This window comes from Aurantimicrobium sp. INA4, assembly GCF_027924525.1.
GTDB lineage: Bacteria > Actinomycetota > Actinomycetes > Actinomycetales > Microbacteriaceae > Aurantimicrobium.
In genome coordinates this window covers 1,289,857-1,303,716 of record NZ_AP027040.1, presented here as the reverse complement: position 1 = coordinate 1,303,716, position 13,860 = coordinate 1,289,857, and the positions used below count along the sequence as shown (strand labels likewise).

15 protein-coding genes are annotated in these 13,860 nt (G+C 55.5%); 6 read left to right on the top strand and 9 right to left on the bottom strand.

Going from position 1 to position 13,860, the window contains the following annotated elements; translation table 11 throughout:
• Positions 1-7 precede the first annotated feature (7 nt).
• Both AINA4_RS06390 and sdhC read right to left on the bottom strand, forming a co-directional pair.
• Entirely contained in the window at positions 8-460 is a 453-nt protein-coding gene (locus AINA4_RS06390) for a succinate dehydrogenase hydrophobic membrane anchor subunit (RefSeq protein WP_281786620.1), read from the bottom strand.
• A 2-nt stretch (positions 461-462) separates the two neighbouring features.
• Positions 463-843, bottom strand: a complete 381-nt coding sequence (gene sdhC / locus AINA4_RS06385) for a succinate dehydrogenase, cytochrome b556 subunit (RefSeq protein ID WP_096383347.1) — start codon at positions 841-843, stop codon at positions 463-465.
• A 96-nt stretch (positions 844-939) separates the two neighbouring features.
• Between sdhC and AINA4_RS06380 the strand changes: the two genes are divergently transcribed.
• On the top strand, positions 940-2,064 hold the full coding sequence (locus AINA4_RS06380; RefSeq protein ID WP_281786619.1) for a sugar phosphate nucleotidyltransferase: 1,125 nt from the start codon (positions 940-942) through the stop codon (positions 2,062-2,064).
• 18 nt (positions 2,065-2,082) lie between these two features.
• Positions 2,083-3,204 (top strand): adenosine deaminase, encoded by a 1,122-nt coding sequence (locus AINA4_RS06375; protein ID WP_281786618.1) that lies wholly within the window; start codon positions 2,083-2,085, stop codon positions 3,202-3,204.
• Here AINA4_RS06375 and AINA4_RS06370 read toward each other — a convergent pair.
• A complete protein-coding gene (locus tag AINA4_RS06370; protein ID WP_281786617.1) occupies positions 3,201-4,055 on the bottom strand; it encodes a purine-nucleoside phosphorylase in 855 nt (284 codons plus the stop codon). The genes AINA4_RS06375 and AINA4_RS06370 overlap by 4 nt on opposite strands.
• Positions 4,056-4,094: 39 nt before the next feature.
• Between AINA4_RS06370 and AINA4_RS06365 the strand changes: the two genes are divergently transcribed.
• Positions 4,095-5,531: an NAD(P)H-quinone dehydrogenase gene (locus tag AINA4_RS06365; protein ID WP_281786616.1), complete on the top strand. Its 1,437-nt coding sequence runs from the start codon at positions 4,095-4,097 to the stop codon at positions 5,529-5,531.
• Positions 5,532-5,552: 21 nt separating this feature from the next.
• On the opposite strand, the gene AINA4_RS06360 is transcribed toward AINA4_RS06365, so the two are convergent.
• Positions 5,553-7,328 (bottom strand): biotin carboxylase N-terminal domain-containing protein, encoded by a 1,776-nt coding sequence (locus AINA4_RS06360; protein ID WP_281786615.1) that lies wholly within the window; start codon positions 7,326-7,328, stop codon positions 5,553-5,555.
• Positions 7,329-7,415: 87 nt separating this feature from the next.
• A complete protein-coding gene (locus AINA4_RS06355; RefSeq protein ID WP_281786614.1) occupies positions 7,416-8,042 on the bottom strand; it encodes a nucleoside triphosphate pyrophosphatase in 627 nt (208 codons plus the stop codon).
• Positions 8,043-8,130: 88 nt separating this feature from the next.
• Between AINA4_RS06355 and AINA4_RS06350 the strand changes: the two genes are divergently transcribed.
• Entirely contained in the window at positions 8,131-9,378 is a 1,248-nt protein-coding gene (locus AINA4_RS06350; protein ID WP_281786613.1) for a TRAM domain-containing protein, read from the top strand.
• Here the strand turns inward: AINA4_RS06350 and AINA4_RS06345 are convergent, their stop codons facing one another.
• Positions 9,379-9,594, bottom strand: coding sequence for a hypothetical protein (locus tag AINA4_RS06345; RefSeq protein WP_281786612.1), 216 nt, complete (start codon positions 9,592-9,594; stop codon positions 9,379-9,381).
• Complete coding sequence (locus AINA4_RS06340; protein ID WP_096380170.1) at positions 9,591-11,210, bottom strand: acyl-CoA carboxylase subunit beta; 1,620 nt, start codon at positions 11,208-11,210, stop codon at positions 9,591-9,593. The genes AINA4_RS06345 and AINA4_RS06340 overlap by 4 nt, the downstream gene beginning before the upstream one ends.
• A gap of 56 nt (positions 11,211-11,266) precedes the next feature.
• Between AINA4_RS06340 and AINA4_RS06335 the strand changes: the two genes are divergently transcribed.
• Together AINA4_RS06335 and AINA4_RS06330 are read left to right on the top strand one after the other, a co-directional pair.
• Complete coding sequence (locus tag AINA4_RS06335; RefSeq protein ID WP_281786611.1) at positions 11,267-12,076, top strand: biotin--[acetyl-CoA-carboxylase] ligase; 810 nt, start codon at positions 11,267-11,269, stop codon at positions 12,074-12,076.
• A gap of 18 nt (positions 12,077-12,094) precedes the next feature.
• Positions 12,095-12,634: a PH domain-containing protein gene (locus AINA4_RS06330; protein ID WP_281786610.1), complete on the top strand. Its 540-nt coding sequence runs from the start codon at positions 12,095-12,097 to the stop codon at positions 12,632-12,634.
• Here AINA4_RS06330 and AINA4_RS06325 read toward each other — a convergent pair.
• Positions 12,631-13,383 (bottom strand): polyprenol monophosphomannose synthase, encoded by a 753-nt coding sequence (locus AINA4_RS06325; protein ID WP_281786609.1) that lies wholly within the window; start codon positions 13,381-13,383, stop codon positions 12,631-12,633. The genes AINA4_RS06330 and AINA4_RS06325 overlap by 4 nt on opposite strands.
• Positions 13,380-13,856: a GtrA family protein gene (locus AINA4_RS06320; RefSeq protein WP_096380176.1), complete on the bottom strand. Its 477-nt coding sequence runs from the start codon at positions 13,854-13,856 to the stop codon at positions 13,380-13,382. Before AINA4_RS06320 ends, AINA4_RS06325 begins: the two co-directional genes overlap by 4 nt.
• Between the last annotated feature and the right edge of the window lie 4 nt (positions 13,857-13,860).

The following is a 13,860-nucleotide window of genomic DNA, read 5'->3' as shown; positions in this document are numbered from 1 at the left end:
TAAAGAATTACTGGGGTGGGCAGAACGAGGGCAGCAAGTCGAGCTGATCTGGACTGACCGAAGGGCAAGGATCGAAGGTGAAGATCACCAGCGTGCCCAAAATGATGAGAATGACGGCAGAGGCATAGATTGCTCCGCGGAGAATCTTGCCCAAGCGCACCGAGCTTGAGTAGTCATTGACAATTGTGCGCATACCGTTTGCACCGTGAATCAGTGCAAGCCACAGCATGGCTAGGTCCCACCACTGCCAGAAGGGGGTGGCCCACTTTCCAGCGACGAAAGCAAAGTCAATGGCCTTGACACCTTCACCAACCATGAGGTTGACAAACAGGTGACCAAAGATGAGGACAACAAGAATCACGCCCGAGGCGCGCATGTAGACCCAGCCCCACTTTTCCCAGTTGGTGCCAGAGCGGGGAGAGCGTGCGTAAGGAGAACGAGGTTCAGCAATAGTCGTCATGATTAGTGCCCTTCGCTAAAGACGTTCATGAGGTGGCGTGGCAAGAATCCAGCCATGAGAACCACCCACACACCAATGACTCCCCAGAACATGTAGCGCTGGTACTTGACGCCCTTGCTCCAGAAGTCCACCAAGATGATGCGCAAACCGTTCAGAGCGTGGAAGACGATAGCTCCCACGAGAACTGCTTCGCCTAGACCCATGAGGGGGTTCTTATAGGTGCTCATCACAGCGTTGTAAGCCTCAGGGCTCACGCGGACAAGTGCAGTGTCCAGGATGTGGACGAGCAAGAAGAAGAAGATGGCAACACCGGTAATTCGGTGCAAAACCCAAGACCACATGCCGGTGTAGCCGCGGTACAGCGTGCCACCTGGGCGGGGCATTTTTTCAGAGCGTGGTGCCGAGATCGTAGACACGAACAACCCTCCTTGGTTGTGGGCAATAACTGCTCATAACTTTACGCCCGATAGTCTGGTCTCATGGCACGACTATCGACCCCACTGAGCGACTTCTACGCGGTTATTCCGGCCGGTGGAATAGGTTCGCGCCTGTGGCCACTCTCTAGGGCAGATGCGCCCAAGTTCCTGCATGACCTCACAGGTTCAGGTAGCTCTTTGCTCAAAGACACATGGGATCGTTTGACTCCACTTGCCGGGGAACAGCGCGTCATGGTTGTTACCGGTCGTGCCCACCGCGCAGCTGTCGAAGAACAGCTTCCAGAACTAGCCGATCTCAACGTGGTGCTCGAAAGTGAGCCCCGTGACTCCTCTGCCGCTATCGGTTTAGCAGCAGCCATTTTGGAAAAGCGTGAACCCGGCGTCATCATCGGATCGTTCGCTGCCGACCACGTCATCAAGGGAACACGATTCTTCAACATGGCCGTTGCCGAGGCTGTTGAAGCAGCCCGCGCCGGCTACATCGCTACTATCGGCATCGTCCCTACCGAGCCCGCCATTGGTTTTGGCTATATCCACGCAACGGAAGAAACTGAGCTCGAGGGTGCTCCATCAGCGCTGAAAGTGGATTCCTTCGTAGAAAAGCCCAACGCCCACACCGCTGAGGAGTACGTCAACAGCGGGGACTACCTGTGGAACGCGGGCATGTTCATCACCAAGGCCTCTGTGCTGTTGGAAGAACTGGCAAAGACCCAGCCTGAGCTACACGCAGGCATCATTGCGCTCGCTGAGGTGTGGGACGACCACGCCAAGCGTGGACCAGCCGTAGACAAGATTTGGCCCACGCTCAAAAAGATTGCCATCGACTACGCAGTTGCCGAACCAGCCGCTGCTGCCGGCAAGCTCGTCGTTATTCCCGGAGAGTTTGATTGGGATGACGTGGGAGACTTTGCCTCGATCGCCAAGTTGCACTCCAGTGGATACAAAAAAGACCTTGCCATCTTGGGTGAAGGAGCCCGAGTGCTCTCGGATGCCTCCTCGGGAATCCTGATTACAGACACCGGTCGCACCATTGCACTGGTGGGCGTCAAGGACATCGTGGTCGTGGACACCCCAGATGCACTGTTGGTCACCACCACAGCAAATGCTCAAAAAGTGAAGTCGGTCGTTGACGCGCTGCGCATCTCCGGTCGAGATGACGTTCTATAAAAGACAAAGAAAGAATTTATGACCAGCTCATTTCTCGTGGACGGTGTTGACGTCACCACACTTCCCAAAGTTTCACTTCATGATCACCTTGATGGTTCACTTCGACCAGAAACCATCATTGAACTTGCTGAAGCTGATGGCATTGACGTGCCTGTACTGGATTCCGAAGGGTTAGGCGAGTGGTTTGCTGAGCAATCCAACTCTGGTTCCCTCGTTGAGTATTTGAAGACCTTTGATCTGACCTGTGCTGTGATGCAAACTCGCGAGGGTCTCACACGCGTTGCACGAGAGTCCGTGATTGACCTGGCACGAGATGGTGTGATCTATGGAGAGCTCCGCTGGGCTCCTGAACAACACCTCACCGCTGGCCTCACGCTTGATCAGGTCGTCGAGTATGTCCAAGAGGGTATTGAGCAGGGCATCGTTGATGCCGCCGCCCAGGGTCAGTCAATACGCATTGGACAGTTGGTGACAGCCATGCGTCACGCAGATCGTTCGCTCGAGATTGCACAACTAGCCGTGCGCCACCGCAACAACGGAGTAGTTGGTTTCGATATTGCTGGCGCTGAACTCGGATTCCCTGCATCCAAGCACAAGGCTGCCTTTGACTATCTAGCTCAGGAACACTTCCCCGTCACTATCCACGCTGGCGAAGCAGATGGTCTACCTAGTATCGAAAGTGCACTCTATGACGGTCGTGCACTGCGTCTTGGGCACGGCGTGCGCCTGGCAGAAGACATCACCATTGACGGATCGGATGCTGAGGCCACTTTCGTCACCCTGGGCACCCTTTCACAATGGGTCAAAGATCGCGGCATCACACTAGAGCTCAGCCCCAGCTCAAACTTGCAAACCGGTGCTATCGCAGCTTGGGGAACAGACATTCTCGATCACCCCTTTGATCTGCTGTATCAACTGGGAATGACCGTCACCGTCAACACCGACAACCGTCTCCAAAGTGGAACAACCCTGTCTAAAGAACTCTGGCTCGTTGCCGACGCGTTCTCTTATGGGCTCAGTGACCTGGAAGCATTCCAGCAGAATGCTGCTGCTTCTGCCTTCGTGCCGCTGGAGGACCGCGAAGCGCTCGCCGATGCCATAACTGAGGGTTTTATTGAAGCGGTGCAGAACTCTCGCTAGATCTTCTGCATAATCTGCGAAAGAAGCTTGCCGATGACGGGTTCTGCTGCCGCGCCGGTCTCGAGAACTTCTTTGTGAGACAGAGGGTGGTCAGAAATACCGGCAGCAAGGTTTGTCACGAGTGAGAGCCCCAGGACATCCATGCCTGTCTGTCGTGCTGCGATTGCCTCTAAGGCAATTGACATTCCGACGAGATCCGCACCTAAACCACGCAGCATCTGCACCTCGGCGGGAGTCTCGTATTGAGGTCCTGGAACCTGCGCCAGCACACCCTGGCCCAATGACGGGTCGACGCTGAGGGCAATATCGCGCAGGCGAGAACTGTAGACCTCAGTGAGGTCGAGATACTCGGCTCCCTCAACAGGGGTGGTCCCTGTCAGGTTGAGATGGTCTTTGATGAGCACTGGCGTTCCAGGCTTCCAGGCAGGGCGTATTCCGCCCACACCACTGGTAAGAATCATGGTGGTGGCGCCTGTTGCTGCTGCAGTGCGAACGCTGTGCACCACGCGGCGGACAAAACCGTGACGGCCTGTGCCCTCATACAAATGAGTTCTGGCTCCAATAACCAACGCACGTTTGTTGTTCGGAAGGAGAACGCTGCGAATTGTTCCTAAGTGTCCAGCAATCCCTGAAGCACTAAAGCCGGTGATTTCTTCGGCAGGGATCTCCTCGGTTGTTTTGCCGATGAGCTCGACTACTACGCCCCAACCCGAACCGAGTGTCAAGGCAATATCGTGGTGGCCAATACCGGTAGCGACCGCAATTTCGAACGCAGCCTGTTTCGCAATATCCGAAGGATTTTGCGTGGGATCTTCCAGTGGGTTGAAACCCCACTCACCAGAGCTGAGCATAACCAAAGCCTATTGCCCCTCTACTGGCAGAATGAGCGTATGTCTTTTGAGTTTGAACGTAGGCAGCGTATTGCGATTTTGGGTGGTGGCCCCGGAGGCTATGAGGCAGCTCTCGCTGCAGCACAGCTGGGTGCTGAAGTCACCCTGATTGAACGCTCCGGTATTGGTGGCGCCGCCGTGCTCACCGATGTTGTTCCCTCGAAGACTCTCATCGCCACAGCTGAGTTCACCTCAACGCTCGAGCGTTCCTCTGAACTGGGTGTGACCTACTTCGTCACGGGTGAAGATAAGAAAGCTCAAAAGCCTGAGATTGCTATCAACCTCGCCACCGTCAACAAGCGTTTACTCAGCTTGGCTCACGACACTTCAGAAGACATGAAGCTAGCTCTCAAAGAAGCTGGAGTGAACGTTATTCCAGGCCATGGCCGTCTAGATGGCACCCATGCGGTTATTGCGTCAACCGGACCTGGCGGAACAGATTTTGATCGCGTTGAAGCAGACACCATCATCGTGTCGGTGGGGGCAAGCCCTCGCGTGCTGGAAACTGCGAAACCAGACGGTGAGCGCATTCTCACCTGGACGCAGCTTTATAACCTCACCGAGCTTCCCGAACACATGATCGTGGTGGGTTCCGGTGTCACCGGTGCAGAGTTTGCTTCTGCCTACAGCTCATTGGGTTCTAAAGTCACCTTGGTTTCCAGCCGTGACACGGTGCTTCCTGGTGAAGACGCTGATGCAGCTGCGGTTTTGGAAGATGTGTTTGTCCGCCGCGGCATGACGCTCATGTCCAAGGCGCGCATGCAGAGTGTGGAGCGCACCGACACCGGCGTAATCGTGACCTTGGCTGATGGCAGAACAGTCGAAGGAAGCCACTGTTTGATTGCAGTGGGTTCCATTCCCAACACTGCCAACTTAGGTCTTGAAGATGCCGGGGTTGAACTCGATGACGCAGGGCGCATCGTGGTCAACCGTGTTGCTCGCTCGAGCGTGCCAAACATTTATGGCGTGGGGGACTGCTCTGCAGCACTGCCGCTAGCGTCTGTGGCCATGATGCAAGGACGCACAGCTGCCTTCCACGCCCTCGGTGATGCTGTCACCCCCTTTGACGAGCGCAACGTTGCTGCCAACATCTTCACTCAGCCTGAGGTGGCCTCGGTGGGATGGAGCCAAGCAGAGATTGAACAGGGCATCATTCGAGGCACGATATACAAGCTTCCTTTGACGGCCAACCCCCGCGCCAAGATGCAGGGTATTCGTGATGGTTTCGTTAAGCTCATCACCACCACAACCTCACGCACAGTCATTGGTGGTGTGGTTGTGGCACCGCGCGCATCGGAGCTGATCTTCCCCATCGCCTTGGCAGTGGAGCATCGCCTCACGGTCGACGATGTGGCAAAGTCTTTCGCTATTTACCCGTCCATCTCGGGAAGCATCGTTGATGCGGCTCGTGCACTCCACCAAGTGGAGCGCAAGTAGCAGCGAGGCAAACGTTAAACGTTACTCGACGTCGTCGATGTTGAGCAGAACGTGACCGCTGGAGACGGTCTGGCCCACCTCGGCGTTGACGCCAGAAATGATGCCGTCCTTGTGTGCTTCAACGGGCTGTTCCATCTTCATGGCCTCAAGAACCAAAATCAGATCACCCTTGACAACTTTCTGTCCTTCTTCGACGGCGATCTTCACAACAGTGGCCTGCATGGGGGCTTTCACTGCGGAACCGCTGGCGCCACCGACTGCGTGAGAAGCAACCTTGCGCACGGGGGCAGGACCCTGAGTGGCCAAATCTGCTGCATTCGCGCGCAACAGTTTGGCAGGAAGAGAAACCTCGATACGACGGTCATCAACTTCGATGGTGACGTGTTGGCGCTTTGCCTGCGAGGGGGTTTCTTCCGCCTCACCACTCCACGGTTCGATGTCGTTGACGAATTCAGTTTCAATCCAGCGGGTGTACACCTGGAATGGCTTGTCACCCTCTGGAGCAAAAGCGGGATCACGCACAATCTTGCGGTGGAACGGAAGCACGGTGGGAAGACCGGCAACCTCGAACTCATCGAGTGCACGGCGCGAACGCTCGAGAGCTTCCTCACGGGTGGCACCGGTGACGATCAGCTTGGCAAGCAACGAGTCGAAAGATCCAGAGATCACATCACCTGCAGTAACACCAGAGTCAACGCGAACACCAGGACCGCCAGGGGCGCGGAAGACGTGCACGGGACCTGGTGCTGGGAGGAAGTTGCGCCCACCATCTTCACCGTTGATGCGAAACTCGAAAGAGTGGCCAGTAACAACGGGGTCTGGGTAATCCAGGACGCCGCCTTCGGCGATGCGGAACTGTTCACGAACCAGGTCAATTCCTGTCACCTCTTCGGAGACAGGGTGCTCAACCTGGAGACGAGTGTTGACCTCGAGGAAGGAGACAGTGCCGTCCTTACCAATCAAGAATTCACAGGTGCCGGCTCCGAGGTAGCCAACCTCTTTCAAGATCGCTTTGGATGCACGGTATAGCTCATCAGTTTGTTCTTGGGTGAGGAATGGGGCGGGTGCTTCTTCCACGAGCTTTTGGTGGCGACGCTGGAGTGAGCAGTCTCGTGTGGAGACAACGACGACGTTGCCGTGAGCATCTGCAAGACACTGGGTTTCTACGTGACGTGGCTCATCGAGATATTTCTCCACGAAACATTCACCGCGGCCGAAGGCTGCGATGGCTTCACGGGTAGCGGAATCAAAGAGCTCCGCAACTTCTTCTCGGTTGCGTGCCACCTTGAGGCCGCGACCACCGCCACCAAAGGCAGCTTTGATGGCAACGGGGAGTCCGTGAATGTCAACGAACTCGAGAACTTCTTCCGCGCCAGAAACAGGGTTGATAGTTCCTGGGGCAAGAGGAGCGCCCACTTTTTCTGCCACGTGACGAGCAGAGACTTTATCTCCCAGTTGCTCAATAGCTTCGGGACTGGGACCGATCCAGATCAGACCTGCATCTTGAACGCGGCGAGCAAAGTCTGCGTTTTCGGCAAGGAATCCATATCCGGGGTGAACAGCGTTAGCACCAGACTTGCGTGCAACGGCAAGCAGCTTGTCAATGACCAGGTAGGTTTCAGCGCTGGTGGTTCCATTGAGGGCGTATGCCTCGTCGGCAAGCTTGGCGTGTAACGCATCGCGATCCTGATCAGCGTAAACAGCGACGGAACCAATTCCATAGTCTCTGGCTGCTCGGATGATACGAACGGCAATTTCTCCACGGTTCGCAATGAGGACCTTTGTAATGCGCGACATAGCCTCCAGCCTAGTAAGGCATGGGGCACTTCAGTTGGGCATCTTCAACAAAAAAGTGCGCGAGTCGTAGACGATGCCTACAACGACCTAGTTATTCCATAACTGGGGCCAGAACACTCCCAGTTGGTTTGCCATCCTGCGAACAGCAGGAACGGAGACCCCGACCACGGTCGAGGGGTCTCCCTCAATGCGTTCAATGAACGCAGCACCGAGGGAATCAATTGTGAATGCCCCCGCAACTTTCAACGGTTCCCCCGAGGAAATATATGCCTCAAGCTCCTGATCAGAAATATCTCCAGAGAACGTCACATCAGCAACGGTGACTTCGCCAATAGCTGAGCCTGTGCTGCCGCCGGTGTGGTCGATGAGCCAATGCCCGGAATATAACTTGCCAGTGCGACCACGTTGAAGCTGCCAGCGTTGCCACGCAACATCAGGGGTGTGTGGCTTGCCATAGGTCACACCATCGAGAACAAAAGCAGAATCTCCGCCAAGCACCAATCCATCAATCTCTGGTGTCAGAACTGCTTCAGCTTTAGCTTGGGCCAACAACAACACCATGTCTTCGGGGGAGAGGGGGCCGCTGGCTTCCGCTTCCGCGGCAGCCACAGCGGCCTCCTCGTCGACCTCGCTGGGGACAACCACCGGCTCAATACCCGAACTTCGCAAGGTGGCTAAACGTGCCGGTGAGGTAGAAGCAAGGTACAAGCGCACGCGGAAGACCCTTCAGGTATGGAATGCTCGAATGATGGCACAGAGAACAACACCCAGAAATTCTTCCCCCCAGCGAGGTTCCGAGTTCGTGGGCACACTCTGTGAGCTCGACATTACCAACGTTGCTCATGGCGGTGTGTGTGTTGCCCGCCACGAAGGTCGTGTCATTTTCGTCGCAGATACGATTCCTGGCGAACGGGTTCGTGCTCGCATCACGGATGCCTCGCAGAAAAGTTTCTGGCGTGCCGACACCGTCGAGTTACTCGAGGCTTCCGAACACCGCCAAGAACACATCTGGTCTGCTGCCAGTGTTGAGCGCGATCCTGCCCAGCGTGCCGGCGGTGCAGAGTTTGGCCACATTGACCTAGCCTTCCAACGCGAGCTCAAAGCTTTTGTGCTGAAAGATTCACTCTCACGCATGGCCAAAATAGATCGTGATGTCGAAGTTGAGTCATTGCCTGGCGATGACGAATCACGGGGAACACAGTGGAGAACCCGCGTTCGGCTGCACGTCGATGCCGAGGGAAAAGTTGGACCCTATGCAGCTCGCAGCCACAACGTCATCGAAGTCGAAGATCTCCCGCTCGCAGCTCCACGCATTGCAGAACTGGCGCCCTTCGGACAACGTGTTCAGGGCATTGACTTCATTGACCTCGTTGGACCCAGTGGAGATTCCGCCAGGGCAATTGCAGGCAATGTCGACACCGCAAAAAATATGAAGCGTCCGGCGGCAGAACCCATCACCGAGATTGTGGGCACGCGCAGTTTCCAGGTGGACGTGCGCGGCTTTTGGCAAGTACACCGCCATGCTGCCTCCACACTCTCGGATGCTGTGAGCTCAATGGTTGATGAGGCACTCTTTGATCCTCGTGCAGCAAACCTTGACCTCTATGGCGGGGTCGGCCTTTTTGCTGCGGCTGTAGGAGATCGTTTCGGGTCAACTACGCGCATGATCTCGGTTGAGTCTGATGGGATGGCAACGGAGTATGCCTCCGACAATCTTGTTGATTGGGTTGGCGCACGAGCAGTTACCGCTCGCGTAGACCTATATCTCCAGTCGGTACTTCGAGATCTCAACGCAATCGAGAAGGCACGCTTCGAAGCAGCCACGATCATTCTGGATCCTCCGCGTGCAGGAGCAGGCAAGGATGTTGTGAACTCCTTAGCCGAACTCTCGCCTGCGCAGCTTGTCTATGTTGCGTGTGACCCCGTTGCGTTGGCCCGAGATGTTGCTTTGCTGGCAGAACGCGGCTACCAACTCCAGGAACTGCGTGCCTTTGATTTGTTCCCGAACACGCACCACGTGGAAGCAGTCGCCCACTTCACTAAGGGCTAATTAGCGACCGAAATCCCAGCCGAAGCGACGGGAGCCACCCTTGATGTCTTCGCGGATTCCGCGTTGAGACTTTTGCCACGCGTTCAAACCAGCGCCTTGGATTTCGTGCTCAATAGCGGACTCTTCTTCGATGTGTGCATCGAGAACAGCGAGCACGGCGGCTTTCTCCTCGGGGGTAACACCCCGAGTGAGAAAACGAACGTTGTCCAAGGTCATAGTGGGATGTTTCCGTGCTTCTTTGGAGGCAGTGAGGCACGCTTTCCACGCAAGGCACGCAGTGCCTTGACCACAGCTACACGAGTTTGTGCAGGCTCAATTACGCCATCGAGTTCACCACGTTCAGCAGCCAAGAAGGGGCTGGCCACGTTGTAGGTGTATTCGTTGGCCAGCTTGGTGCGCACGGCGTTGACATCCTGACCAGCTTCTTCAGCCTTCTTGATTTCACCGCGGTAGAGAATGTTCACAGCTCCTTGACCACCCATTACAGCGATCTCAGCGGTGGGCCAGGCGAGGTTGATATCTGCACCCAGTTGCTTCGAGCCCATCACAATGTAGGCGCCACCATATGCCTTACGGGTAATCACCGTGACCAGAGGAACAGTTGCTTCGGAGTAGGCATAAAGCAACTTGGCTCCACGACGAATCACACCAGCCCACTCTTGGTCGGTTCCGGGAAGGTAACCAGGAACGTCAACCAAGGTCAGGATGGGGATGGAGAACGCGTCACAGAAGCGAACGAAACGTGAAGCTTTTTCACCGGCTTCAATGTTGAGAGTTCCGGCCATCTGTGACGGCTGGTTTGCAACGACTCCGACAGTGCGGCCTTCTACTCGAGCAAAACCAATAACGATATTGGGGGCAAAGAGTGCTTGAACTTCCAGGAAGTCTCCATTGTCAGCAATGCCACGAATCACTTCGTGAACGTCGTAAGGCTGGTTGGGGCTATCTGGGATCAGAGTGTTGAGCTTCTTGTCTTCGTCGGTGATCTCGAGTTCAACCTCGGACTCGTACACAGGAAGCTCGGCCATGTTGTTATCGGGCAGGAAGCCAACCAAGGTGCGGGCGTAGTCAAGAGCATCACTCTCGTCTGCTGCTAGGTAGTGAGAAACACCAGAGACGGTGTTGTGGGTCAGTGCGCCACCGAGCTCCTCAAAGCCCACTTCTTCACCGGTGACGGTCTTGATCACGTCAGGACCGGTGACGAACATGTGGCTGGTCTTGTCCACCATGATGACGAAGTCGGTCAGTGCGGGGGAGTACACAGCACCACCAGCAGCAGGACCCATGATGATAGAGATCTGAGGAATAACACCAGAAGCAGCGGTGTTGCGACGGAAGATTTCTCCATACTTGCCCAAGGCGACAACACCCTCTTGGATACGAGCTCCACCGGAGTCCAAGATGCCCAAGATAGGAACACCTGTCTTGATGGCCAGGTCCATCACCTTGATGATCTTTTCACCGGCTACTTCACCCAAGGACCCACCAAAAACGGTGAAGTCTTGCGAGTAGACCGCAACCTGACGGCCGTGGATAGTTCCGGTACCGGTCACAACAGCGTCACCGTAGGGACGGTTCTTATCCATGCCGAAGGCGGTGGTGCGGTGACGCACGTATTCATCGAGCTCAACAAAGGAGCCGGGATCTAAAAGTTCTTCAATGCGTTCACGAGCAGTCATCTTGCCTTTGGCATGCTGCTTCTCTGCCGCTTTAGCACCGCTGTCAATAACCGCTTCGGTGTAGCGAGCCTTCAGATCGGCGAGCTTTCCAGCGGTAGTGAAGGGGTCAATTGATTTCGCGTTTTCAGTCACGCTTTTCACTCTACTTGCCATAGGTATCGAAAAAGGGTTGGAGCTTCTCTACAAAAATGAAGTGGCAAACTGTTCTTATGGACCTTTCTTTGAGCACTGCTCTTACTTCGCGCCTGCTGTGGCTGGATGAAGTGGGCTCGACCAACTCTGATCTTGTTGCTCGAGTCAATAGCGAAGATGGCAGTTCGTGGCCGGACTTTTCCGTCATCGCCACCGATAACCAAGTTGCCGGCAAAGGGCGCTTAGGTCGTGACTGGTCTGCACCCGCAGGAGCCTCACTCGCCGTGTCTGTGTTGTTGCGCCCACATACTCCTGCAGGCAGACCATTGCCTCCAGAATCGTTGGGCTGGTTTGGTTTATTGGCTGGCTTGGCCATGACCAGAGCGTGTAACTCGGTCCTTCCGAATGGGAAAAAGGCCATGATCAAGTGGCCCAACGATGTATTGATTTCCGGCAGAAAAGTTTGTGGAGTTCTCAGTGAACTCGTCACGACGCCTGATGGCATTGCATTGGTTGTGGGTACCGGAGTCAACATTGCGCTCGCCGAAGACCAGTTACCTGTCCCCACGGCAACCTCCCTGGCGATTGAAGGAGCTCACACATCCATGGATGAACTTCTTGCCGCCTATCTCACCGAGTTTTCTCGGATCACCAAAGTCTTTGTTTCTGCTGGGGGTAATGTGCGCAGTTCTGGATTGTTGGACCAGATTCGTGATGAATGCGACACGATTGGCCGCTCAGTGCGGGTGGAACTGCCCACCGGCGACAGCCCGGTAGGCGCCGCGATCGGCATCAACGAGGAAGGGTCACTGGTGGTGGAGATGGCCAACTGTGCAGAACCACTTGTGGTTTCTGCCGGCGATGTGACCCACCTGCGAGTGATCTAGCCTCCATAATTGCAAGTGATGTCCCAACCCACTATTGCTTTTGACCCTGCCCCCACTGAGGCTGCTGAGCCTGTCGTCGTGCGCTTGCGCCGACACGGACGTGTTCTGTTCATGCCCACCATGGCATTGATTGGTATTGCCACCGCCTGGGGTTATTTCTCGATGGGGTTCCCCGAGTTTTGGATGACACTGACCTTCTGGCTTTTGAGTGCCCTCCTGCTCATAGTGTTGTGGGTTTTCCCGCTGGTGACCTGGCTAGGTAACCGCGTTATCATCACCACCCGACGGGTGATTATTTATCGAGGAATCTTCACCCGAACCCGCCAAGAAGTTCTCTTCGGTCGTATCCACGACGTGACGGTGAGACAAAACGCGGTGCAAGCAGTCTTCGGTGCCGGAGATTTACTGCTGAACACCGGAGCAGAAAAGCCCATTCGCCTCTACGATCTGCCCAAGGCAAACCTTGTGCTCTCAGCACTGACCGAACTGGTTGATAAACAGTCGCCGCTGTCTGCGCAGCTGCGCCGTGACGATCAGCGCTTCACGCAGGACTATTAAACCGTCGAAGTTTTCTTCGCGCCAAAGCGGCGCTGCCAGCCCCAGCTGGTCACACTGCGCATCGCCTCGAAAACGATGTTCTTGCTCATCTTCGACTGACCTACGGTGCGCTCGGTGAACTCAATGGGTAATTCCACCACGGTGTACCCGGCATCAAGCACCCGCAGCGTCAAATCAATTTGGAAGCAATATCCGTGAGAGTTCACTTCCTCTAGATGAATCCCTCGCAGCACTTCTGCACGGAAAGCTCGAAAGCCTGCCGTGGAATCTTTGATCGAGATTCCTAAAGCCAGGCGGGCATAGGCGTTTGCTCCGCGGCTGAGAAGAAGCCGGTGAGCTGGCCAATTCACTACCGATCCACCATTGACCCAGCGAGAGCCAATGGCAAGGCCAGGGAAGTGTGCACCCGGAACAGTCGGAGCAGACACCGCACCCAGTAAAGCTGGCAGGCGGTGTGCAGGGTGGGAGCCGTCTGCATCCATTTCGACCAAAATCTCGAAACCACGCTCCAGCCCCCAGTCAAAACCAGCCAGGTAGGCATCACCTAAACCGGTTTTTTCTCTGCGATGAAGCACATGAACAAAAGGGTCAGCGCCGGCTAATGCGTCAGCTTTCTGGCCCGTCCCGTCGGGAGAATTATCGTCCACGATGAGAATGTTGGCCTCAGGGACTTCGTGGCGAACAGCAGCAACGACCGTGGGAAGATTTTCAATCTCGTTGAAGGTGGGAATGATAACTAAGGCACTCATCGCTTCACACTCCACACCCACCAACGATAAAGCGCAAAGCGCACAAGAGTGCCCAAGCCGAGGCCGATTATGTTGGCAGAAATATTGTCGGCAAGTAGCGAGTCAAAGCCGAGAACATAGTGCGTGAACCACAGCGTGGCGAGGGTGACCAACATGCCTGCGACGGAGGCGACGACGAATTCAACGAATTCCTTGGCAACATCTGAACGCTTATCTCGGCGGAAGGTCCAGTAGCGGTTGCCCAGCCAGTTGACAACAATGGCGACCGAGGTGCTGATGAACTTTGCCACCAGGGGTTCAGACCACCAACCAGCACCGGAGAGGGAGAGTAGATTAAAGAGAGAAACGTCGACAACTAAGCCGACTAAACCGACCAGTCCGAACTTGACGAAGTAGCCCACCAGGCCCAGACGCAAGCGAGTAAACAGGCTCGGGGAAGCAGCGGGTGCAGATATCTGCTCCGATGTTGTCATGTTT